General features: G+C 57.2%; 18 protein-coding genes and 1 pseudogene. 14 read left to right on the forward strand and 5 right to left on the reverse strand.

The annotated features are described in order from the left end of the window. Positions 1-208 precede the first annotated feature (208 nt). From LKX83_RS19500 to LKX83_RS19510, 3 genes and pseudogenes are all read left to right on the forward strand, one after another. A complete protein-coding gene (locus LKX83_RS19500) occupies positions 209-2,029 on the forward strand; it encodes a cache domain-containing sensor histidine kinase (protein WP_227884029.1) in 1,821 nt (606 codons plus the stop codon). After that, positions 2,004-2,291, forward strand: a pseudogene (locus LKX83_RS34445) (response regulator); the annotation flags it as partial. The gene LKX83_RS19500 and the pseudogene LKX83_RS34445, both read left to right, overlap by 26 nt. Positions 2,292-2,366: 75 nt before the next feature. After that, the gene (locus LKX83_RS19510) at positions 2,367-3,497 is read left to right on the forward strand and encodes a helix-turn-helix domain-containing protein (protein ID WP_227884140.1); all 1,131 of its coding nucleotides are present in this window, start codon (positions 2,367-2,369) and stop codon (positions 3,495-3,497) included. 165 nt (positions 3,498-3,662) lie between these two features. Here the strand turns inward: LKX83_RS19510 and LKX83_RS19515 are convergent, their stop codons facing one another. Continuing rightward, on the reverse strand, positions 3,663-4,685 hold the full coding sequence (locus LKX83_RS19515) for an HD domain-containing phosphohydrolase (protein ID WP_227884031.1): 1,023 nt from the start codon (positions 4,683-4,685) through the stop codon (positions 3,663-3,665). A 160-nt stretch (positions 4,686-4,845) separates the two neighbouring features. Then, positions 4,846-5,193 carry a RidA family protein gene (locus LKX83_RS19520; protein WP_227884033.1) on the reverse strand — a complete coding sequence of 116 codons (348 nt, stop codon included), beginning with the start codon at positions 5,191-5,193 and terminating at the stop codon, positions 4,846-4,848. A gap of 149 nt (positions 5,194-5,342) precedes the next feature. On the opposite strand from LKX83_RS19520, the gene LKX83_RS19525 reads away from it, so the two are divergent. Further along, positions 5,343-5,654, forward strand: coding sequence for a DUF1806 family protein (locus tag LKX83_RS19525; protein ID WP_227884036.1), 312 nt, complete (start codon positions 5,343-5,345; stop codon positions 5,652-5,654). Beyond that, entirely contained in the window at positions 5,651-6,361 is a 711-nt protein-coding gene (locus LKX83_RS19530) for a PIG-L family deacetylase (protein ID WP_227884038.1), read from the forward strand. Before LKX83_RS19525 ends, LKX83_RS19530 begins: the two co-directional genes overlap by 4 nt. A gap of 13 nt (positions 6,362-6,374) precedes the next feature. Here the strand turns inward: LKX83_RS19530 and LKX83_RS19535 are convergent, their stop codons facing one another. Next, entirely contained in the window at positions 6,375-7,529 is a 1,155-nt protein-coding gene (locus LKX83_RS19535; RefSeq protein ID WP_227884039.1) for an acyl-CoA dehydrogenase family protein, read from the reverse strand. 248 nt (positions 7,530-7,777) lie between these two features. Between LKX83_RS19535 and LKX83_RS19540 the strand changes: the two genes are divergently transcribed. From LKX83_RS19540 to htpG, 6 genes are all read left to right on the forward strand, one after another. Further along, a complete protein-coding gene (locus LKX83_RS19540) occupies positions 7,778-8,401 on the forward strand; it encodes an NAD(P)-dependent oxidoreductase (RefSeq protein WP_227884041.1) in 624 nt (207 codons plus the stop codon). A gap of 93 nt (positions 8,402-8,494) precedes the next feature. Continuing rightward, positions 8,495-8,821 carry a metal-sensitive transcriptional regulator gene (locus LKX83_RS19545; protein ID WP_227884043.1) on the forward strand — a complete coding sequence of 109 codons (327 nt, stop codon included), beginning with the start codon at positions 8,495-8,497 and terminating at the stop codon, positions 8,819-8,821. A 147-nt stretch (positions 8,822-8,968) separates the two neighbouring features. Further along, entirely contained in the window at positions 8,969-9,169 is a 201-nt protein-coding gene (locus tag LKX83_RS19550; RefSeq protein WP_227884045.1) for a cation transporter, read from the forward strand. A gap of 37 nt (positions 9,170-9,206) precedes the next feature. Beyond that, a complete protein-coding gene (locus LKX83_RS19555) occupies positions 9,207-10,070 on the forward strand; it encodes a hypothetical protein (protein WP_227884048.1) in 864 nt (287 codons plus the stop codon). A 76-nt stretch (positions 10,071-10,146) separates the two neighbouring features. After that, entirely contained in the window at positions 10,147-10,512 is a 366-nt protein-coding gene (locus tag LKX83_RS19560; RefSeq protein ID WP_227884049.1) for a hypothetical protein, read from the forward strand. 380 nt (positions 10,513-10,892) lie between these two features. Continuing rightward, positions 10,893-12,773, forward strand: a complete 1,881-nt coding sequence (gene htpG / locus LKX83_RS19565; RefSeq protein ID WP_227884051.1) for a molecular chaperone HtpG — start codon at positions 10,893-10,895, stop codon at positions 12,771-12,773. A 514-nt stretch (positions 12,774-13,287) separates the two neighbouring features. Here the strand turns inward: htpG and LKX83_RS19570 are convergent. Both LKX83_RS19570 and LKX83_RS19575 read right to left on the reverse strand, forming a co-directional pair. Further along, a complete protein-coding gene (locus LKX83_RS19570) occupies positions 13,288-18,774 on the reverse strand; it encodes a discoidin domain-containing protein (RefSeq protein WP_227884053.1) in 5,487 nt (1,828 codons plus the stop codon). A 188-nt stretch (positions 18,775-18,962) separates the two neighbouring features. Further along, positions 18,963-19,829 carry an AraC family transcriptional regulator gene (locus tag LKX83_RS19575; RefSeq protein WP_227884055.1) on the reverse strand — a complete coding sequence of 289 codons (867 nt, stop codon included), beginning with the start codon at positions 19,827-19,829 and terminating at the stop codon, positions 18,963-18,965. A gap of 214 nt (positions 19,830-20,043) precedes the next feature. Here LKX83_RS19575 and LKX83_RS19580 point away from each other — a divergent pair, with 214 nt between their 5' ends. Genes LKX83_RS19580 through LKX83_RS19590 form a run of 3 tightly spaced genes read left to right on the forward strand, consistent with a single transcriptional unit; the run spans position 20,044 to position 23,644 of the window. Continuing rightward, the gene (locus tag LKX83_RS19580) at positions 20,044-21,000 is read left to right on the forward strand and encodes an ABC transporter permease (RefSeq protein WP_227884057.1); all 957 of its coding nucleotides are present in this window, start codon (positions 20,044-20,046) and stop codon (positions 20,998-21,000) included. 28 nt (positions 21,001-21,028) lie between these two features. After that, positions 21,029-21,934 (forward strand): carbohydrate ABC transporter permease, encoded by a 906-nt coding sequence (locus LKX83_RS19585; RefSeq protein WP_227884059.1) that lies wholly within the window; start codon positions 21,029-21,031, stop codon positions 21,932-21,934. Between the two features lie 27 nt (positions 21,935-21,961). Next, positions 21,962-23,644: an ABC transporter substrate-binding protein gene (locus LKX83_RS19590; RefSeq protein ID WP_227884061.1), complete on the forward strand. Its 1,683-nt coding sequence runs from the start codon at positions 21,962-21,964 to the stop codon at positions 23,642-23,644. The last annotated feature ends 20 nt before the right edge of the window (positions 23,645-23,664 follow it).

Below are 23,664 nucleotides of genomic sequence, written 5' to 3' on the forward strand. Positions count from 1 at the left end.
GGTTGTTAATGCAATATTTCTACATATACCAATCAAAAATTTGACTTCAGTGGCGGAAAATCTCCATATTATTGTGGTTGGCTTACGTTTCTTCCGCGTATTTCTATGAGAATTTTTACGTTCGATCAATATTTTTACTTCAACCCTATGCATTTGCGGAACATATATGTAATTATGTATTACATCATATGATATGGATGTGTTGAATGTGGCGCGGCTTTTTACCTCCGGTTCCGTCAAGAGCATTCGTTTTAAAGTCATTTCCATGACGCTGCTTCTCGTATTTTTTTCCTTATCCATCATCGGAATTTATTTTTACCAGTCGATCCATACAATATTGAGGAACAATGCGAACGACAATCTCACCCGCATGCTGGAGCAAACGAACGATAACTTGGAGGCGCAGCTCGAGATGATCGACTCCGCCATGATTTCCTTTATATCCAATCCGGTGATCAACACCAACCTTGAAGACCAGCCGCCGACCAGTCCCTACGAGAAATGGGGCAGGAAAACGGAAATCGAGCGGCAAATGATTTACTTGTTGTCCAACCATTACTTGTGGGAGAAGAACATCCTCGATTCGGTGTTCATCATCGACGATTACGGTAACGACTACTCGGTTCTGCGAAAATACGGAAATATGGATGTGCAGGTTCGCCGGAACATTGCGGTGTATAAGTCGATTGACAACGAGCCGGAGCAAACGCAGATCGTAAACCCGACACCTGATGACCCGATCCTGTATTTCGTAAAAAACATTAGAAGCTTTCTGGACTACAGCTATAAGGGAAAAATCATTTTCGGCATCAACGAAACCAAAATGAATGCCCTCTACGATAGCATCGTTCATTATGACAATTCGCAGGTTTTTCTGATCGACGGGGACGGCTCGATTTTGTCCAGCGGGAATACAAGTCTGCTGGGACACACGGCGGACCCCGGGTTGATCCGGTTTCTTCACACCTCCCTATTCAGCTCAGTGAGACTAAACGATGTTTCCTATTTCGTCGCCGCCAAGGAAATCAAGCGATACAATTGGACGTCGCTCATACTCATCCCGCAAAACCAGGCGTTATCCCATTTATCCGAATCGTTCGGCAAGTTTATTCCGATCGCTCTCGGCATCTTGTTCTTCTTCCTGCTTGTCGGATACTTTATTTCCTCCAAAGTAACCCGGCCGATCATCGACTTGTTAAAGCGCATCGAGCTGATCCGGAGAGGAGATTATTCGACGAGGATGCCCGCTTATACAGAGGTGGAATTGAATAAGCTCGCCATGGTGTTTAATAAGATGTCGGAGGAAATGGAATATTTGATTACGGACGTTTACGAGAAAAAGCTGCTGCTCCAGGAGTCGGAACTGAAATCCCTGTACGCGCAAATCAACCCGCATTTTTTGTTTAATGTGTTGGAAACGATCAGTTGGTATGCGAGAATGAGCAACCAGGTCGAAATCCATGAGATGGTCACTTCGCTCGGTTACATGCTGAGATCCGGTTTGGTCGGGAACGGCCAACAGAAAACGGCGATCAGCGAGGAATTGAAATATATCGAGTTTTATATTCTCCTGCAAAGAAAGCGCTTCGGAGAACGGCTGCAGGTTGACATCAAGATCGGAGACGATTCGATCCGCGATCTGCTGCTGCCCAAATTAAGCATCCAGCCCATCGTAGAGAACGCGATCGTACACGGCTTAGAGCGGAAGGTAGGCGATTGGCAATTGCTCGTGGAAATTCGCCGCGAGGGAGGAGATATCCTATTCTTGATCGAAGATAATGGCGTCGGCTTCGATTCCGTTCCGACTGGACGCGGCGGGGCGCACAACCATATCGCCCTGGAGAACGTGAACCGCAGAATTCAAATGTTATACGGAAACCCTTATGGGATAAGCATTGACAGCAGGATCGGAGAAGGCACGAAAGTAACGGTTCGGATTCCCGAGGACACGGCAATTGTTCCGGAGAACGGGACCGGGCCAATAACAGGGGAGGGGCGCACCTATGTTCCGGGTGTTCATCGTGGATGACGAGCCGATCATTCGTTCGGGTCTTACCCATTTCATCGACTGGAAACAATGCGGTTGCGAGATTGCGGGGCAAGCGGGTGACGGCCTGGCGGCCAAAGATCAGATCGATGTCCTTCTGCCGGACATCGTAATCACGGATATCAAAATGTCGGGCATGGACGGATTGGAGCTTTCGAAATTCCTTTACGAACGTTATCCGCATATGAAAATCATCATGTTGACGGGGTATGCCGATTTCGAATACGCGCAGAAAGCGATTCGATACGGCGTCGTCGACTTTCTCCTAAAACCGACGACGAACGAGCAGATCATTCAAGCTATCCATAAGGCCATAGGCATGCTGGACAAAGAAAACAGAACGAGAAGCCAGTTTGCGCTCGTTCGGGAAAAGTTTTTTCAGGACACGGTTTATGGCATTTTGTCGGATCCGACAACGATTCTCGATAAAAGCGTCGAGTACGGTATCGACGTTCAATCGTTCTCCCTGGGTTTGTTCGACATCCATTCCCTTCGAAGCCAATCGGACCAATCGCAACTGAAATCCGTCGGGAATTTGATTTACACCGCCTTTCAATCGTTCTACTCCTATTCGTTTGCACTCGGCAGCGATAAAATCGGCGTTCTGATTCAAGCCGATGAACTGCGAATCGCTTTTGTCTGCCAAGATTTGATCCAATCCGCGAACACGCTGTTCGGCCTCCGGATCTCGGCGGGAATCAGCGGCAACCATCAGGGCATCACCGAAATCCATACGGCTTACCAAGAAGCTTTAGCGGCAATCTCGCTTGGTTTCGAAGCGGAGAATGACGTCGTATTTTTCAGAAGCGACATGCGCGCGCGAGCGGAATCCTACCAGCAAATGGCAGATGCGTTTTGCGAGAGAATCTTCGGACTCGTGCAGGACAACCGCTTGGATAGCGCTCTTGAAGAGATCCGCGTCGGCTTTGAAGTCAAAAAAATATTTCAGCACGCTGTGGAAAAGTACAAGCTGGCGGCGATCCAATTGTGTCTGCTGTTATGGAAGCGGTCACATGAATCGGCCAGCGGCATTCATGACCGGTTCCTGTCGTGCGATACGATTGCGGATGTGGCGCAAGCGCTGATGGAAGAAGTGAAGAATTCCTCACGCTTCAGGAACGCATCGGAAAGCAATGCGATTGTAGCGGAATCGTTGGCATTTATTCACAAGAACTACCATCAGGAAATGCAACTGCAGACGATCGCGGATGCCGTCTACGTGAACAGCAGTTATTTAAGCCGGCTTTTCCACAAGGAAACAGGAGAAACCGTCACGGAAGCGATCACCAAAATCAGAATGGAAAAGGCCAGAGAGCTGCTCGCGAAATCCGAAATCAAAACGCAGGAAATCGCGACGATGGTCGGATTCGATAATCCGTCGTATTTTTCCGCTACCTTCAAGAAACGATTCGGCCTGACTCCGAAGGCATACAGGTTTTCGCAGCGATAAGAAAGACTGGAAATCCAGTCCCCCTTGTTGAGTTGAACTGAATATTCAAAGAAAAACGAGCCTCTAGAGTCGCTTCTAAGGCTCGTTTCGCGTTCTGGGAGACATTCTCTAAAATAGGCGTCCCTCTTTCATTGGAGAGCAATAGCGGAGAAACGGGTCGGCGCGTCAGACGACGCGCAGAAACGCTTCGACCACATGGGGGTCGAAGTGCACGCCCTTCTGCCGACGGATCTCTTCGATCGCTTGCTCGTGCGACCAGGCTTGCTTGTAAGGACGTTCGTGCGTGAGCGCATCGTAAAAGTCCGCCAGCGCGACGATTCGTCCGGCCAGCGGGATGTCTTCTCCGCTCAGGCCGTTCGGATAGCCGGTGCCGTTCCACTTCTCGTGATGGGACAGCGCGATCGTCCCGGCGAGCTGCAGAACGGGAAAGACGGTCCCTTCGAGGATGCTCGCCCCGATCGTCGTATGCCGCTTCATCTGCTCGAACTCTTCCGGCGTGAATCGCCCCGGCTTCAAGAGAATATCGTCGGAGATGCCGATCTTGCCGATATCGTGCAGCGGCGTCGCCCGGGCGATCAGGTCGATCTCCTCGTGCTGCAGTCCCAGCTCCGCCGCGATCCGCCTCGCGAGCTCTCCGACACGCTGCGTATGCTGCCCCGTCTCGTCGTCGCGGTATTCCGCCGTTCGCGCGAGGAGTTGCAGAATCTCTTGCTTGGCCAGCTCCAGCTCCGACGTCCGGTCCTGCACCCGCCGCTCCAGCCACTGGTTTTGATCCTGCAGCTGCAAATGGAGAAACCTCGTTTTCAGCAGCGTCTGAATGCGCAGGGCGACCTCCGCCTTGTCGAGCGGCTTGGTCAAGAAGTCGTTCGCCCCCAGGTGGAGGGCTTCCTGCCTCTTCTCCGGCGAGACGTCGGCCGTGAGCACGAGGACCGGCAAAAAGTTGCTGTCGGGGATCCATTCCCTTAGCCGTTTCAAAAGCGTCAAGCCGTCGATGCCCGGCATATGCAAATCCAGCAGGATCAGATCCGGCCGGACCTCGTGATAGAGGCGCTCGAAGCTCGCGGGATCCGTCGTGCTGCGCAGATTGACATACCCGTTGCGGTGCAGGATCCGCTCGAGCAGGCTGATATTGAACGCTTGGTCGTCCACGATCAGGAAGCTTGCTTCTTTCATCCACGCTTTGTCCATGTGTTAGTCTCATCCCGTCTGTTCGCGTTTCGGAAGTCTATTCTCTTTATCGGCTTTTGGCGGGAAAAATGCAGTCGGAGGCAGGCCGGAGACTACCGGGACGGCAGCGGAAAACGGACGCATGCGCGCATGCGTCCGATCGATATCGACTCTCTATCGTTTAAGCAATTCCCGTATAGGCGACGCCGTCCATCATGAGCAGGCAGTCGGAGTCGATGAATTCGGTCGTCGTGGTCATCCGGGCCGGATACGCGCCGTCCGAGAAGTAGGAGGCCATCGTCTTCTCCATCTCGGGCAGATCGCGGATGTGCTTGAGATAGACGTGAAGCTTGACGACTTGATCCGGCGACGTCCCGATCCTCGCCAGCGTGTCCGTCAATCCGTCGAGCGCGCTCCGGAGCTGCTCGGTGAAGGTGGCGCCAAATCCCCGCTGCAGACCGAGAAAGACATAATCTCCGGCCGCGACGGCTTGCGAATAGCTGTAAGGCGTAGGAAGTCTCCGTACCAATGAAATCCACCTCTTGGCAAGCAATTTTCTTCCATTATAGAACATATGTTCCTATTCGTAAAGAGGGATATGCTCAAAAGGCGGAGCAGCCGGGTTATGGTACAATCGGGGGAGAGGCAATCCTATAATGGAGGCAAAGGAAGGTCGCCATGATCCCAATCGACAGGCAGCATACGGAAGCGGAGCTTCGGAAGTTCGTCGGCGCGGAGGTTTACGTGCACAGCGAGGCGACTTCGTTCGTATTCGTACGCAATTTTAAAGTAAAAGTCACCGAAGCGCATGTAAAAGGGGAAGGGCCGTATCGCGTCGCCCTGCGGTTCGAAGACCGGGGCTGGCTGCGCATGGAGGCGCTCACGCACGCGGAGGTCGACGGATCAGGACGTCTGCTGCTGGCGGGCTATGACGACAGGGGACGGATGAACGTCGCCCTGCATCTGGGGAAGGAGCCGTTTGCAGAATGAACGAACAACAGCAAGGCGAGGCGCGCAAGCTGCTGGCGGTGTTCGCGCACCCGGACGACGAGTCGTTCATCTGCGGGGGGACGCTGGCGAAGTATGCGGCGGAAGGGTACGAGATTACGCTCGTCAGCGCGACGAGGGGCGAAATGGGGCGGCGGATGGGCAATCCGCCGTATCTGAACCGCGAGACGATGGCGGATGCACGGGAGCGGGAGCTGAGGGAGGCTTGCGACATTCTCGGGATCGGTCGCCTGATTCTGTTCGGCATCCGCGACAAGACGGTAGAGTTCGCGGACGAGGAGCAGTTGACGGCGCGGATCGAATCCCTCCTCGGCGAGATCGACCCCGACGTCGTCCTCACGTTCCATGAGATCATGGGCGGGCATCCGGACCACTGCGCGATCGGCAAGGCGACGACGGCCGCGTGCCGGCGCGCCGAGCGGACGGCGTCGCTGTACTACATCACCTTCGGCGACGCGATGTCGCGGCCGGAGCGGTACGGCTATACCCGCCACGACATCGTCAAGATCGACGTGTCCGCCTATCTGAAGGCCAAGCTCGCCGCCTTCCGCGCGCATCGCTGCCAGACGGAGATGGACGAGTGGGTATGGCTGCCCGACCGGGAGGCGCTGAGCCGCTTCGGCAAGCATGAATACTTCATCCACGCCGATCCGGTCGCGCCGACCGTCGCTTTCCGGGACGCCTTCTAGACGTCCGGTATCCTCAGGCTCGCTCGTCCAGCGCGGCGGACGCCAGCATCTGCAGGACGGCGCTGTCCATGGGCGGGTTGTGCAGGCCGGCGCGGACGTCGCGGTAGTAGCGTTCCAGCGGAAGCCGGCGCGACAGGCTGGCGCCGCCGACGATGCGCATAGCCAGATCGACGATCCGGATCGCGCCGTTGGTGGCGACGTGCTTGGCGAGCCCGAGCTCGGGCTTCAGCGCCGGACGGTCCGCGATCTCGCGGTCCCAGCGGTCCGCAGCCGTGTACAGGAGCGTGCGGGCGGTCCGCAGCTCGATCTCGATTTCGCCGAACGATTGCCGGACGGCGGGGAGAGCGGCGATCGGCTCCCCGAGATGGTTCGGGCGGTAGCTGCGGGCATAGTCGAGCGCAAAGTCGCGCGCCGCCATCGCGATGCCGAGGTAGCAGGCGGGGATATGGAGCAGCCAGCCGCCGCCGTCGTCTTCGCCTTTGCCCGCGAGGCGCATGCCGCTCCCGGTCCAGGCGCCGTCCAGGACGACGTCGTGGCTGCCGGTTCCCCGCATGCCGATCGTATCCCACGTCTCCTCGACCAAGACCCGGTCCGAGCGGGCGACGAGAAAGTCGGCCGTCGTGTCCTCCTCCGGAAGGTAGGCGGAGACGACGAAGCGATCGAGGATCGGCGAGAGCGTGCTGAACGTCTTGCGCCCGGTGATCCGCCAGCCGCCGTCTGCCGCGACGGCCGTCGTCTCCGGCTTGCCGCCGCGGCTCGGGCTGCCCGATTTCGCCTCGCTGGCGAACGAGTTGATCATCGCGCCTTCGGCCACGACGTCGCGGCACAGGTCGGCGAACAGCCCTTCGGGCCATTTGCGGGAAGTACGCAGATGAAGCATCTGCCCGATGTGCCAACCGAAGCCCAGGGCGGTGGAGCCGTCACCGTACGCCAGCCGCTCCTGGACCTGTACCATCTCGTACAGCGAGATCTCGTCGCCGCCGAAGGCCCGGGGAACGGTCAGCTTCATGAAGCCGGCCTCCCGCAGGTCGTCGAAGTTTTCGAAGGGAAACGATCCTTCCCGGTCGTGCCGGGCGGCCCGTTCCGCAAATCGGGCGGCCAGCTCGTCCGCCAGGGCGGCCCGCCGCTTTTCTTTCTCGTTTCGCAGGTACTGGTCGATCGCGCGCATCCGTTATGCCAACTCCTTTCCTTGCATTATACCCTATCGGGCCCCTGACGCGCATCGCGCTTAGACGGATACCCACCCCGTTCGGCGAAGGCGTCCTTGGCCGCGAAGATGGCGTTCAGCACCGCGGGGGGAAGTCGATAGACGGCGCGCTTGCTTCCGTCCGTTCAGACTTCTATGATAGAGAAAACGGCGGACCTGGATGGAAGCCGGAAAGACGCCGCGTGCCGACGCGGGAGGAGGGGAGAGCCTTGAACCTTTTGATTTTCGGCGCGACCGGACGCGTCGGCGGACGGCTGGCAGCGCTCGCGCTGCGGGACGGGCACCGGGTGTTCGCGCTCGTCCGCTCGCCCGACAAGCTGGGTGCTCCGCGCGAGGGCCTGACCGCCATCCCCGGCGATGCGCTGAGGGAGGCGGATATCGCCTGCGCGATGGACGTCCGTCCGGATGCCGTCGTCAGCGCCTTGGGAACGGACGGCGCGACGACGCTTTCGTCGGCGATGCCGCTGCTGACGGCCGCGATGGAGAAGGCGGGCGTCGGCAGGCTCGTTACGATCGGGACGGCCGGCATTCTGCAGAGCCGCGCGGAGCCTGAGCTTCTGCGCTACCAGTCCGGCGAGTCCAGGCGCAAGCTCACGCGCGCCGCTGAGGAGCATCGCCGCGTCTACGAGTTTCTGCGGGAGTCCGCGTTGAACTGGACGATCGTTTGCCCCACCTACCTGCCGGACGGGGAAGCGACCGGCGTCTATCGCGTCGAACGGGACCTGCTGCCGGTGGGGGGCTCCGAGATCTCGGTCGGAGACACGGCGGCGTTCGCCTATCGCCAGTTGACGGACGACACGTATGGGAGGGCGCGCGTGGGCATCGCCTACTGATTCGCGCTCGTACGGTGCACGGGTGACATAGGTAGGGGGACTATGGTAAAATAGTCGTATACAGTTATCTTGAAAGAGAAAGGCGGGATTCGCATGGAAACCCATGACCAAGCGGCCGTCCACGAAGGCTGCGGCACGGACGAACGCAAAAGCCACCATTCCGACAAGACGAAAAGCAATCTCATCAGCCGGTTGAACCGTATCGAAGGCCAAATTCGCGGCATCAAAGGGTTGATCGAGAAGGATACCTACTGCGACGACGTGCTGAATCAGATTTCCTCCGTGCAGTCTGCGCTGAACGGCGTAGGCAAGCTGCTGCTCGAGCATCATATGAAGAGCTGCGTCATCGAGCGGATTCAGGACGGCGAGAACGAAGTCATCGACGAACTGCTCACGACGATCAACAAGTTGATGAAGTAAAACTGCGCGACAAGGATTCCCTGAATCCTTCTTTTTTCGGTTCAATAATAGGGTAATGGGGTACAGTAAAAATACGGTTGACAAACATAGGGTACGGGGGTATACTTTGTTTTGAGATCACCCCAATACGAAAAGGAGAGATCAAACATGACGAATACAACACTGAAGGTAGAAGGCATGTCTTGCGGCCACTGCGTCAACTCCATCGAAGGCGCGCTTCGCGAGCTGGGGGCGTCCGGCAAGGTCAATCTGTCCGGCGGCACGGTCGACGTCGCTTACGACGAGAGCAAGCTTTCGATGGCCGACATTCAGGCGGCGATCGAAGAGCAAGGCTACGAGCTAGTCTAAAGCCGGCATCCCCGTACCCACAAGCTGGAGGTTTTCCATGAAACGAACAGGAGTTGTTCTCATTCTGACCGCGGCGATTCTATCCGCCTGCGGTGCGAAGGGAGAACATGACGAGATGAATGCAGGGCACGGTGGACACGGAAATACAGCCGAATCGAGCGCCGGCCACGCGCACGGAAGCGAGCATAATGCGCCGGGCGCGATCGCGACCGAAGACGTCGCGGCCAAGTGGACGGTCGGTGGGGATCAGCCCGCGCAGGCGAAGCAAGAGACGACCATCCGGATCGAGCTGACGAATGGCGGTCAGCCGATCGAACAATTCGACGTGACGCACGAACAAAAGCAGCACCTGATCGTCGTGAGCAAAGACCTGTCGTACTTTCACCATATCCACCCGGATTACCTGGGCAACGGCGTTTTTGAAGTAAAGAACGACTTCCCGTCGGGCGGCGAGTACAAGCTCATTGCCGACTTCGTGCCGACCGGCGGCAGCGCCATGAACAAGTCGACGTGGGTAAAGATCGAGGGCGAGCCGGATCCGGCTGTGCCGATCGAGCCGGACGCGACGCTAACCAAGGTCGTCCAGGGCAAAGAAATCAAACTGGCGTTCGACAGGCTGAAGGCCGGCGAGGAAACGATGCTCACCTATACGATCTCGGACGCGCAATCGAAGGAGCCGATCGCCGATCTCGAGCCGTATCTCGGCGCTGTCGGGCACGTGGTCATTCTGACGGAGGACGCGAAGGATTATCTGCACGTGCATCCGATGGAAGAGCAGGCTTCAGGTCCGAAGGCCGAGTTCATGACGACCTTTCCGCAAAGCGGCGTCTACAAGATCTGGGGGCAGTTCAAGCATCGGGGCGAAGTGTTTACGGTACCGTTCGTCGTGCGTGTGCCCTGAGGGGTGGCAGGCATTCCGAGCTCGGTTGCACTTCGCGACGCTAAATAAGGGCCTCATTTGTCAAAGAGGGAGTCGATTGTCGGCTCCCTCTTTAGCCATGAAGACGGCTCGGTGGAGGCACATTGGCGCTCGGTCGGCGTTTCCGCTGGATGTAGGTAGTTTACATACGCACATTGGCGCTTGGTCGGCCTTTTCGCTGAATGTAGGAAGTTTACATACGTACATTGGAACTCGGTCGGCATTTTCGCAGAATGTAGGAAGTTTACATACGCACATAGGCGCTCGGTCGGCATTTTCGCTGAATGTAGGTAGTTTACATACGCACATAGGCGCTCGGTCGGCATTTTCGCTGGATGTAGGTAGTTTACATACGCACATTAGCGCTCGGTCGGCGTTTCCGCTGGATGTAGGTAGTTTACATACGTACATTGGCACTCGGTAGGCATTTTCGCTGGATGTAAGTAGTTTACATACGCACATTAGCGCTCGGTAGGCATTTTCGCTGGATGTAGGTAGTTTACATACGCACATTAGCGCTTGGTCGGCGTTTCCGCTGGATGTAGGTAGTTTACATACGCACATTGGCGCTCGGTCGGCATTTTCGCTGGATGTAGGTAGTTTACATACGTACATTGGCGCTCGGTTAGCGTTTCTGCCACCCGCGCTGCGTTCCGAACGTATTGACAGTCCTTTTTCCGTTGTGATATATAAAAAATGTTCTTAGCACTCGGGTGGAAGGAGTGCTAAAATGGAAGGGTGCGCCGAAGCGCGCATGCCAAGCCCTTCTTATTCCCCTTCACAGCGAAAGGAGACCGTCCGTTCATGGCGAAGCAGCAATTCAAAGCCGAATCGAAACGATTGCTGGAGATGATGATCAACTCCATTTATACCCAGAAGGAGATTTTCCTCCGGGAACTCATCTCCAATGCCAGCGACGCGATCGACAAGATCTACTACCGGGCGCTGACCGACGATCAACTCGTATTCGACAAATCGCAATATTACATCCGCGTAACGCCGGACAAGGAGAATCGTACGCTCACCCTTTCCGACACGGGGATCGGGATGTCCCGCGAAGACCTGGAAGAGCATCTCGGCGTCATCGCCAAGAGCGGCTCCCTGGCGTTCAAAAAGGAAAACGAAGCGCAAGACGGACACAACATCATCGGCCAATTCGGCGTCGGCTTCTACTCGGCGTTCATGGTCGCGGATACGGTTACCGTCGTGAGCCGGGCGCTAGGCAGCGATCAAGCGTACAAGTGGGAGTCCACGGGCGCGGACGGGTACACCATCGAGCCGGCTAGCAAGGAGACGGTCGGTACCGACATCGTCCTGAAGATCAAAGAGAACACCGAAGACGACCAGTACGACGAGTTCCTCGAGCCGTATCGCCTGCGCGCCATCATCAAGAAGTATTCCGACTTCATCCGCTACCCGATCAAGATGGACATCGCGAGCAGCCGTCCGAAGGAAGGCGCAGAAGGCGAATTCGAGGACTACGTCGAAGAGCAGACGGTCAACAGCATGGTCCCGATCTGGCGCAAAAACAAAAGCGAGCTGAAGCCCGAGGACTACGAAAACTTCTACAACGAGAAGCGGTACGGCTTCGACAAGCCGGTGAAGCATATCCATATCAGCGCGGACGGCTCCGTCGTCTACAACGCGATCCTCTTCATCCCGGAGAGCACGCCGTTCGACTACTATACGAAGGAGTACGAGAAGGGGCTCGAGCTGTACAGCAACGGCGTGCTGATCATGAACAAGTGCGCGGATCTGCTGCCCGACTACTTCGGCTTCGTCAAAGGGATGGTCGATTCGGAGAACCTCTCCCTGAACATCTCGCGGGAGATGCTCCAGCACGACAAGCAGCTCAGCCTGATCGCCAAGCATATCGCTAGCAAGATCAAGAGCGAATTGCTGAGCCTCCTCAAGAACGACCGGGAGAAATACGAAGCGTTCTACAAGTCGTTCGACCGACAGCTGAAGTTCGGCGTCTACAACGACTACGGCATGAACAAGGACACGCTGCAGGATCTGCTGCTGTTCTCATCCTCCATGGAGAAGAAGCTGGTTTCGCTGGACGAGTACGTCTCCCGCATGCCGGAAGGCCAGAAGTACATCTACTACGCCTCCGGCGAGTCGATCGACCGGATCGAGAAGCTGCCGCAAACCGAGCTCGTGGCGGACAAGGGCTATGAGATCCTTTACCTGACCGACGACATCGACGAATTCGCGATCAAGATGATCATGGCCTACAAGGAGAAGGAATTCCGTTCCGTCTCGAGCGGCGATCTCGGCATCGAGTCCGACGAGCAGGACAAGGAGACCCCGGCCGAGGAAGCGGGGAACCAGGAGCTGTTCGACCGGATGAACAGCCTTTTGGCCGGCAAGGTAAAGAAGGTCAAGGCGTCCAAGCGGCTCAAGACCCATCCCGTCTGCCTGTCCACGGAGGGCGAGGTCACGATCGAGATGGAGAAGATCCTGAAGGCGATGCCGAGCGGCCAAGACGTGCAGGCAGAGAAGGTGCTCGAGATCAACGTCAACCACGAGGTGTTCCAGTCTCTGAAGGCCGCCTTCGGCAAGGACGAGGAGAAGCTGAACCTCTACACCAACCTGCTGTACAACCAAGCGCTGCTGATCGAAGGTCTGCCGATTCAGGACCCGGTTGCGTTCACGAACGACATTTGCAAGATCATGGCATAAATCGCGACATTTGCGCGAGAGGAGCGGCACGGTCTGGGAGAGATGCAGACCGCGCCGTTTTTTTTATAGGGGGTCGTCGTCAACATCCGCGTCTGCCTCACATACGCTGCGGTAACGGATAACCAAGTTAGGATACTTGTTCCAAATATTACTCCGATCCCCATTGCCATAAAAAAGATAGATCGAATCGATAATGTGCATCACGTCTGATTGAGACATCTGATAATATAGCGGCAATCGGATCAACCGTTCGCTTTCTTGGGTCGTATAGATGTCTTTCCCCGCAAATCTGCCCATCAGGCGTCCAGCGTTGGAGCTGTGCAAAGGGACATAATGAAACACGCTGTAAATATGGCGATCCCTAAAAAAGCGAACATGGAAGCGCCATCCGGAAACACGACGAAGGATCCCCACGTAGAGCGGGCAGCCTGCACTAACCAATCGGGATAGGCAATCCCTTGTTGGTTCGGAAAAACGAGGCTGGCCGGATTAAACCGGCCAACCTCGCCAGAACTTAAGGGATCAGCAGCGCCGAAGCATTCTGGGCGTACCATCGGACGAGGTAATCGTTCGGATGGTTGACGTTGTTCGCGGTCATGTCGAGGAAGCTCTTGTGCTGCAGCAGCTCCCTATGAATGCCGGTCATGTCCATGACCACCGTCCCCCCGTACGTGCTAGCGAGATGACCCAAAGCCGTCTTGTAATCCGCCTGGTTGCCCGCGAATGTAGTGGAGCAAGCCGCGTCCCCGCAGACGCCTTCCCGCGCAAGCGTCGTCGCGACGAGGATGAATTCCGCGTTGGCGTTGGCGGCGAGCACGTCGTCCATGATGGACTTCACGTTGCTCTCGAACGTGGCAGGCGGCACCTGGTACGTGCCGTCGTTCATGCCGAAAGCGATGATGACCAGATCGGGATTTTCGGCCGCTACCCGACCGGCGTTTGACGCTCCCCAGGCCGAAACCTGACCGCCCATCGACGGGTTCGCCAGCGAAACTTCGGAGCCGAAGGCATCGTGCAGCTGCCGGACGAATAACCGGCCCCAGCTCGGCATGTAAGGAGATCCTCCGGAATAACCCGAGGCGTTGCTGCCTACGGAAATACTGTCCCCGAATAAGACAACTTTGAGCGGCGCGCCGGCGGCCAGCTTGGCAGCCGTCTTCGGCAGGTCGGCTCCTGCATACTGCGGAACGAGGCCGCCCCAAGGCTCGCTCTTCGTGTACGTAACGGCCAACTGCCGGCTCGAGATGTCCGTGCCCTCCCGGTACAGAATGTATTGGGAACCCGGCCTGTACATCGACCAGCCGGATTGGTAAGCGGCAGGGTACAGCTCGCTTGTCGTCATGAAGCCCGCTTTCGTGCCGGGAAGCAATTTCAGCTTGCCGGATGCCGCGTCGTATACCCAGTCTTTCCCCTCCACGAATTCCGTTCCCAAAGTTGCGTCCTTGACCGACAAAATGCCGATCGGCGTGTAGTGCAGCTTCGCTTCCGGCTGGCTGCCGTTGTCCGATACGAGCATCACCGATTCGTTATAGATCGTGTTGGAGGACCAGAGCGGCGCCATCGCCTCGTTCGGATCGTACCCGGGCCGGGCAGTCCCGTCGGCATCGATCTTGACATAGTCGAGCTCGATCGTGCCGTTCGAGGCACTGTTCGCGGGCGCCAGCCGCAATTGCCGGATTACGCCCTTCCAGTTCGGATCGGCGGACAGATCGATGACGTACTCGGTATACCCGTCGTCGTGCGGCCGGATGCCGAACAGCTTGTATTTGGCCAAGTCCCACACAGTGTCGTCGTCACGAAGCCAGTACAGTTCGGCTTCGTTGTCCGCCGTGTTGTTCTTCATGCTGATTTTCACGTAAGCGTAGCGAGACGCGTCGATATTCAGGTTATCCGGAGACTGCAGGTAAGGATCGGCTCCAGTAACCGTTAAGTAGTACGTGTTCGAATAAATGTAGCCCGTCAGGCTCTGCATCAACGTCCATCCTTGCGCATTGCCCGGACTGAAGGTCGAGAAGTAGGCCGATGACGGAGCGGGATCGTTCGGATCGCCGTAGACGGCGATTTCGTTTAGCTGGTTCGTACCGTCGCCGCTGTAGGAGGATTTCATATAAAGCCGAATATACCGCGCCCGTGCTTCTCCGACATCGATGATTTCCCGTCCCTGCGTCAAGTAGCCGGCGGCGAGCCGATCGTAACGGACGCCATCGACCGATCCGAGCACGATCGCTTCGGCCGGGCCGAGCGGGTAAGCGCCCGTCCGCGAATCGACCGCGATCTTTCGCACGGTCCGGGAAGCGCCCAGGTCGACCGTCACCGTCTGCGGATGGCTCTCCGAGGGCTCTGTGCCGACATAGAATCCTGCGTTATCGTCGTATAGGCCGTCATTCAAATGTTCGGGCGCGTACGGCGAGATGACGGAAGAGGCGGAGACGGACGCCATCGGCAGCCGGTTATCGCTACCTGAGCCTATGGGACCGAAAAACTCGGTTTCCCGGATTTGCACATTTTCCGCGTCGTACCCGGATTTGAACAGCAGCTTGACGAACCGGGCGTCCGCCTGGCCAAAAGAAAAGCTCTGGTCGGCATTGGCAGCGATGTAATCGGCAACTTTCGTATAACGGATCCCGTCGGCGGACAATTGGATTTCCGTATCCTTGTTCCCGTAATTCGCCCGCGGCGAGATTCGGACCATCCCCAGCTTGCGGAGCTGTCCCAGATCGTATACGAGCCATTGCGGATTTTCGGCGGAAGCCGGCTTGCCGCTCACCCAGAAGCCGTCGTTCGGCAAGTCCTTCACCCCGTCCAGCGTCCTGGCCGGGTTGTAGGAGTAATAACCTTGCGTGCTGGAGGCCTGCACCGTTTTGGCAGTGATCTCCTTGTAGCCGCTCTCCCGCGCCGCAGTCGCGTAGACGGCCATCTCGGCGATGCCCACGTCGTTCCAGCCGTAGGACGAACGGATATTCAGCTTGACATAGCGGGCCGCGGTCGGCTGGAACGTGTGCAGTTGGCCGTTGTTCTCGCTCGTGACCGTATAGGCGAAGCTGTAGTTGTTGCCATCGGCGGACAACAGGATGTCGATATCCTTCGGGCCTTGATTCGGTACCGGCTGGATCTCGACCCGGTTGACGCGATGAGTGGACCCCAGATCGTACACGATCGATTGGGGGGCCGGCTCCGTCGGGTAAGCGTCGCTGCGCCAGTACGTATCTTCCCGCAAGTCATGCAAGTTCGCGGCGGGGAACCCGGCCTTCTGCGAAGCGTAGGACACGCTTGCCGGAGCAACCCGCTTGGAATCGTCCTCCGACTCCGGTCCGTACAGCTGCAGTTCCCGGATTTGCACGGTGGTGTCCGCAGAGTACGAGGAAGTGACATGCAACTTGACGAATTGCGCCCGTACAGGTTGGTCGAAATACACAACCTTGCGGCTATTCGGCAGCGTTCCGCTCCATACGGGCGCATAGTTGACGCCATCGCTCGACTCCGAGACCGCCGTGTTCTTCGGGCCGAAACCTTGCCGCGGATCGATGACGACGGCATGGATGACCCGTTCCTTGCCGGTATTGGCGATGATCGTCTGGATGGGAGCCGGCGTGCTGGCCCAGAAGCCGTGATCTTCGCTGCCGATCATGCCGTCGATCATGTTCTCGCGGGGGTAATCCCCATTTTGGTTCGTGGTCAGCACATCGTAAATGGGAATCGGACTGGCCGTCCGGTAGTGCGTGACCTCCGCCGGAAGAGTGACCGGCGTCGCAATCGCGTCGGTGATCGTATCCCGCGCTCCGGGCGTGCCGGAGGACGGATTCCCGTAGTATTTCGTGAACTGCAGCACCTCGGCGTTGCCGGTTAACGACGGGGAGAATTCTATGCGCGGATTGACGCCCCCGGATTCGTCATACTGGGAGTCCATCAGGTTTTTGCCGCTGTAGGAGACGACGAGCTTCTTTCCGTTGGCGGCGTTTGTGCCCGCATAGGTGGCCGCGACGCTCGGCTCGAACCGGATGTTTCGCCGGATGCCCGCGGAATCGGCGTAATCGGACAGGATGTTCGGCATGATCTCGTCAAAGAATGCGTTGTTCTGCACACGCGTCGTGGTGAACAGCACGCTGCCCGCGCCGTAAGGGGACTCGGCGACGAGCGTGTTGCCGGTCCCGTCCTCCACGACAGGAACGGCGCCCGGCGCCAGCGAGACGAACGCCTTGTCGATAGCGGGAATGGCGCCCTGATCCGCCGTCGTCAACGACGTGAGCCAGGCCGGCTTGCCGCCGGCAATGCGCCAGTTGCGGCTGGCCGTCGCCGTCACCGCCGTGCCTCCACTGAGGCCCAGGCTCCAGTTCGACGGGTCGGAGGCATTCGGCGACGCAAGCCGCCGGTCGCCGTCGATTTGGTACGTGAGCGCTCCCTCTCCGAACGTGACGAGTTTGCCTCCGTTATGCACCCATTCCTTGATTTTATCGCCTACCGTCTTCAACGTGACGGTGCTCGACGTGTTCGGGACGATGAGCACCTTGTAACGGCTCAGAATATCGTCCAGAATGAGCTGTTCGTCCACGACATCCGGCGTCGTCAAGTATCGGGTCCATGAAGCGTAAGCGCCGTATGCGCCGTGGGTCATCTCGGCGTCATAGACGAGGCTGACGTCACGGTTCGTCTTGTCGCTTCCCCGGTACCAGGACGTATAGTGCGATTGGAAGAAAGCGACCTCGCTCGACTCGTAAGCCGGCCGATACTGCTTGACCGTTTTGTGAAGGCTTTTCAAATAATAGTATGGCTTCGTCTTCTCGAAGCTGCCCGTCCAGGAGGCGGTGTTCCAATCGAAGCCCTTGAACAGCCACTCCACATAGGCGTAATGCATCGTATCGGCGCCGGACATCAACAGATTGGCCGCGTTCTGCCTCTGCTGGTTGTACGAGACGGCAGGGATGCCGCCATCACCTTCTCCCCAGATTTTGACCCCGTACTGGCTGCCGATCGTCGTGCTGTGGCGCATCGAGGACAAGTTCTCGTTGTTCGTGTCGTCGAAAAAGGAAGCATGTCCGCCGCTCGCCAGCAGCTTCAGCAGGTCGGCCGTCGACGCGGAGAAAGCGGCGGAATTCGGATTGGAGCCCATCTTGGCGCCGCCGATCTTGATTCCGACGGGCTTGGCGGTCGCGTTCTTGGCCGTCGTGAGCCACCTCTCCATGACGCCGTACAGGAAGGCGTGCCGCCACGTCACGAAATCCGACCAGCTTCGGCGCAAATCGATCGCGGTTTCCCCCAGCGCGTAGTCCGGCAGAGGAGGCTGCACATCGTTCCAGCCGGCATAAGATGAGCCCCAAGCCGCATTCAGCGCGCCCACGTTCGGGTAGACGGTCTGCAGGTAAGAACGGAACGCCGCCTTGGCATTGGGATCGTAGCTGTAGAACTTCGGTTGGGCGTAATTGTCGGTCAACATCTCCACTTCCCCGTAATAACCCGGCCCGTCGATGTAAAACCCGTAGACGCCGGCATCGCCGTCATAGTGTCCGACCACCGCTTGGACGAAGCTGTCGTAACCGTTCTGCAGCGCGGGCAGATACGCGTTGAAGCGATTCGCAATGGTCGAGCCGTCCTCCGCCACGTAGTCCGCGTAATACTCCGGCCACCAATCCTGTCGAAACGAGCCGTTCAGGGTAACCTCCAGCACGACCCGGATGCCCTTCGCTTTCCAGCGGCGAATTTGCGCGTCGAGCAGGGAGAATTCGTACGTGCCTTTGGCGCTCATGACGCCGTCGCCGCCTGGATTCGGATGCGCCAACGGATCGTTCGCCACCGCCTTCAGCTCCACTACGTCGACTCCCGCATCGGCCAAGTCCTGTATAGCCGAATCGGGGAAGCTCCACATGTCCGGAATGGCGGCGAGCAGCCCGGCCCGCGGCTCCGCGGCCGTCAGCGCCGCGGTTTGGCCGCCTGCCGACGCCGTCAGCGCCCCGAACGGCAGCCAGCCGATGGCGGTCAGCAAGATCAAGGCAATCACCTTTCTCATTGTCATTTTCCTCCTTCGATCCCTATGTTGTAAGCCCTTACAAATTACTGAGCCTATTATAGTCGGGACCAAGGAGAATGTATTTACACGACGTATTGTTGTTGCGGTAAACCGACGGGGCCGCAAGCCGCCCCGTCTTCCCGAAGCCGGACGTTCGATTTGCACCTGATCGACATCCGGATTTCCCGCTACCGTTCATTCTCCGCTTGGCCGCCGTTCAGCCTCCACTTCGACGGACTGACGCCGTACGTATTTTTGAACACCCGGCTGAAATAATGGATGCTCTGATAACCGGTCAGCTTGACGATGTCTTGGATCGGCAAGTCCGTGCAGCTCAAATGGCTGACGGCGGCGTTCATCCGCAGATTGTTCAAATACTGGAACGGAGTCATCCCTTTCATCTGCTTGAACACCCGGATCAAATAGGACGGATTAAGATGAATCCGGTCGGTCAGATCCTTCATCGTAATGTTCTCCCGGTAATAGGACTCCATGAAGTGCATCAAATGCTCGACGGCTTCCTCGGTCTCGGACTTGGCGACTTCCGATTCGCCCCGTTCCTTCTTATCGGGTTTGACCCCGGCATGCACGGATAACGACACGATATGGCGCACGAGCACGACGACCTTCTGCATCTCGGCCGTAACGAGCCGGTTCAGCAAGCCGTTGTCGATCGACAGCTCCGATTCGAAATGGTTGCGGATCAGGTTCATCGTTTGAATGACGGCGGACAAGGCATAGGAGGGCGACTGCATCCCGCTCTGCATGTCGTTCCAACGGATGATTTCCGACAGGCTGAGGAAAGGATCGTGCTGCATATCGGCTTCCATGAACAGAAAGCTGTACTGCGTCGATATTTTCGCAAGCTGATGCGGGGTGTTCGGCGTCATGAAAAAGAGCGCGGGCCCCTTCGTCTCATATACGTGGTTCATCCACGTCAATTGGATTTCGCCGGAGGAGATGTACAGGATCTCGTGATGATAGGGGTGGATGCCGCCGCTCTCGTAGCGCTGCGGGGAGGTGAACGTGATATTGCCGTATTTGCGGATGTGCATCGGAAGGCCTCCGTTCAGCTGCAAAATTCGAAAAGTCAACCAAATACAAATAGATTTCGAAATATGCCCGATTATACACCTCTAAAAATACCGGACGTCTTCGTAAACAACAAGATTAAATGCAAATACAGAAATCCTCCACCAGATTATAATGGGATGGCAACGTTGTAAAGGCTTACAATTTCCGATGGCACGAGAGGGGGTGAGACTACGCATGCCGGGCGAACCAACAACCGAGACGTTTCGTTCCGGGGGAACCGGACGGACGAGATGGCAGAAAATCCGCAAAGGCCGACAGCTGTACCTCATGCTTGCGCTTCCGGTCCTGTTCGTGATCGTGTTCAACTACGTTCCGATGTACGGGGCGCAAATCGCTTTCAAAAACTACGTGGTCACGAAAGGAATCTGGGGGAGCGAATGGGTCGGTTTCAAGCATTTCCACCGCTTCGTGAACTCGTACGAATATTGGCGGTTGATCCGGAATACGTTATCGATCAGTCTGTACAGCCTGATCGCCGGATTCCCGTTCCCGATCCTGCTGGCGCTCAGCTTGAACTACGTGCGCAGCCTTGCGTTCAAGAAAAGCGTCCAGATGATCACGTACGCGCCCTATTTCATTTCCGTGGTCGTCATGGTAGGGATCGTTTTCGAACTGCTGGATCCCCGCAAAGGGATCGTTAACCACGTCATCCAGGCGCTAGGCTTCGAGCCGGTCCCGTTTATGGCCAAGGCCGGACTGTTCCAATCGATCTATGTCTGGTCCGGCGTGTGGCAGATGGTGGGCTTCAGCTGCATCATCTATCTGGCGGCGCTCGCCAGCATCGATCCGGCGCTGCACGAATCCGCCGTGATCGACGGGGCAAGCAAGCTCAGACGCATGTGGCACGTCGATTTGCCCGGTATTATGCCGATCGCCGTCATTCTGCTGATCATCAACATGGGTCACATGCTCGACGTCGGTTACGAGAAAATTTTGCTGATGCAAAACTCGCTTAATTTGCGGACGTCCGAGGTGATCGACACTTACGTGTACAAAGTGGCGCTGAATTCGCCGGCCATGAACTATTCGTACTCCACGCTTATCGGGCTGTTCAAATCCGTGATCAATCTGGCGCTGCTCGTGCTCGTGAACCAGGTCGCGCGCAAGACGAGACAGGCGAGCTTGTGGTGACGGCGACAGCGGGAAAGGAGACCTGGAATTGGACAACCGTTCCATTCGCGATTCTGGCGGAGACCGCTGGTTCACCGCGCTGAATTATATCGTGTTGACGCTGTTCCTGCTTTCGGTGTTGTATCCCTTGATCTACGTGTTGAGCGCTTCGTTCAGCAGCCCCGACGCCATCGTGTCGGGCCGGGTATGGCTGTGGCCGGTAGGCTTCACGCTGGACGGCTACAAAGCGGTGTTCCATCACAAGTTGATCGGCTCCGGCTTTCGCAATTCCCTCTTCTACATGACGGCGGGCACGACGATCAACGTGGCGCTGACGATATTGGCGGCGTACCCGATGGCGAGGAAGGACTTGTACGGCCGCCATCTCTTCATGTTCCTATTCGTGTTCACGACGATGTTCTCCGGGGGCTTGATCCCGTTCTACATTCTCGTGCGCGACCTTGGCATGCTCAACACGGTGTGGGCTATGCTGCTGCCGGGAGCGGTGGGCGTCTGGAACGTCGTCATTACGCGAACGTATTTTCAGACTTCGATTCCGGATGAAATGCTGGAGGCGGCCCAACTGGATGGCTGCAGCGACTTCACCTTCGTGCGCAAAATCGTCCTTCCGCTGTCCATGCCGATCATCGCCGTGATCACTTTGTTCTATGCGGTCGGCCATTGGAACCAGTATTTCAGCGCGTTTATTTTCCTGAAGAGCCAGAACCTGTACCCGCTGCAGATCGTGCTCAGGGAGATTCTGATCCAGAACAACATCAACATGGATATGCTGTCAACGGTCGTCGACGTGCAGAGCGCCGCGAAGCGGGAAGGCTTGAGCAACCTGCTGAAGTATTCGCTGATCGTCGTGGCGACCGTGCCGCTCATGATCGTGTACCCGTTCGTGCAGAAGCATTTCGTCAAAGGGGTCATGATCGGCTCGTTGAAAGGCTAAAACCAAATCCAATAAGGGGTGTTCGGCTTGAAGAAAGGCATTCATGGGTTCGCGGTTATGCTGCTTGCCTTGTCACTGGTCATGAGCGCTTGTTCCGGGAAAAACGACGGGGCCGCGACCGGCTCGCCTGCGGGCTCGGCCTCGGGCTCGCCAGTCGGAAGCCCGGCCGGTACGGGCAACGTGACCGCGGCCGGCGAGCTGCCGATCACGAAAGAGAAGACGACGATCCGAATCATGACTCACGCCAACTCGCTCGTCGAAGATTTCGCCACGAACGAATTCACGAAATATTTGGAAGAGAAAACGAACATCCACATCGAATGGGACATCCTGCCGGAGAAATCGGCTTCGGAGAAGCTGAATCTCGTGCTAGCAAGCGGAGAGCAACTTCCCGACGTCATCATGACGATGGGCATATCGCTGGCGCAGCAGATGATCTTCGGCGCCCAAGGCTTGTTCCGCCCGCTGAACGGGCTGATCGACCAATACGGCGTGGAGACAAAAAAGATGTTCGAGCAGATGCCGTACGTGAAGGACACGATCACGGCGCCCGACGGCAACATCTACGCCATGCCGGCTCCGAACGAAGGCTTCCACGCGATGTTCATGCAGAAGATGTGGATTTACAAGCCATGGCTCGACAAGCTGCACCTGGCGATGCCCACGACGACCGAAGAGTTCTACAACGTGCTCAAGGCGTTCAAGACGCAGGATCCGAACGGGAACGGCAAGGCCGACGAAATTCCGTTCTCCGGCTCGCCGACGGGGTACGTGACGCAGGTGCAGAACTTCCTGATGAACTCGTTTACTTATGCTCCGCTGTCGTGGCTCGCGGCCGATAACGGCAAGATCGAAGTGCCTTACAACAAGCCGGAGTGGAAGGAAGGGCTCAAATATTTGCACCGGCTGTATGCCGACGGTCTGATGGACCCGCAGGCGCTTACGCAGGACGGCAACCAGCTCAAGCAGCTCGGGGAAAATCCGGGCGTCCCGATCCTGGGCGCGGTATCGACCTTGCACATGGGCGAGTTCACGCAGTTTTTCGGCGAAAGCGGCAGATGGAAAGATTACGTCGCCGTTCCTCCGCTGAAAGGGCCGGGAGGCGTGCAGGTGACGCCATACGATCCTTATGGCGTGCTCAATACGGGCGCTTACGTCATCACCAAGGACGCGAAAAATCCGGAAGCCGCCTTCCGCTTGCTCGACTTCATGTACAACACCGAGACGACGCTGCGCAGTTCCTACGGGCGCCCCGGCGACGAGTGGGACTGGGCGAAAGAGGGGGAACTCGGCATCAACGGCGAGAAAGCGATCTGGAAGCCGCTGAAATCGTGGGGCAACGTACAGAACGTGCACTGGTCGCTGTCCGGTCCGATCTTCAATCCGTCGTCGCTCCGTCTGGCCCAGGTCGACGATCCGGCCAATCCGCTCGAGAAGATGCTGTATACGGAGACGAAGGAGAAGTACGACCCGTACAAGGCGGGGCTCGACCGAATCGTGCCGCCGCTATACTTGTCCAACGAAGATTCCGCGGAAATCGCCGACCTGCAACTGACGCTGCATAACCGGGTGAACGAGATGCTTGTCCGTTCGATTAACGGCGACGTCGATATCGACAAGGAATGGGATTCCTACGTAAAAAGCTTGGACGATATGAATCTGGGGCATTACCTGGAGCTCTATCAGAAGGCATACGACGCCAAAAAGTAAGACAGACGAGGAGAATGCGC

The sequence above is a fragment of the Cohnella baijiui genome (assembly GCF_020731285.1).
In the GTDB taxonomy this organism is placed as follows: domain Bacteria; phylum Bacillota; class Bacilli; order Paenibacillales; family Paenibacillaceae; genus Cohnella.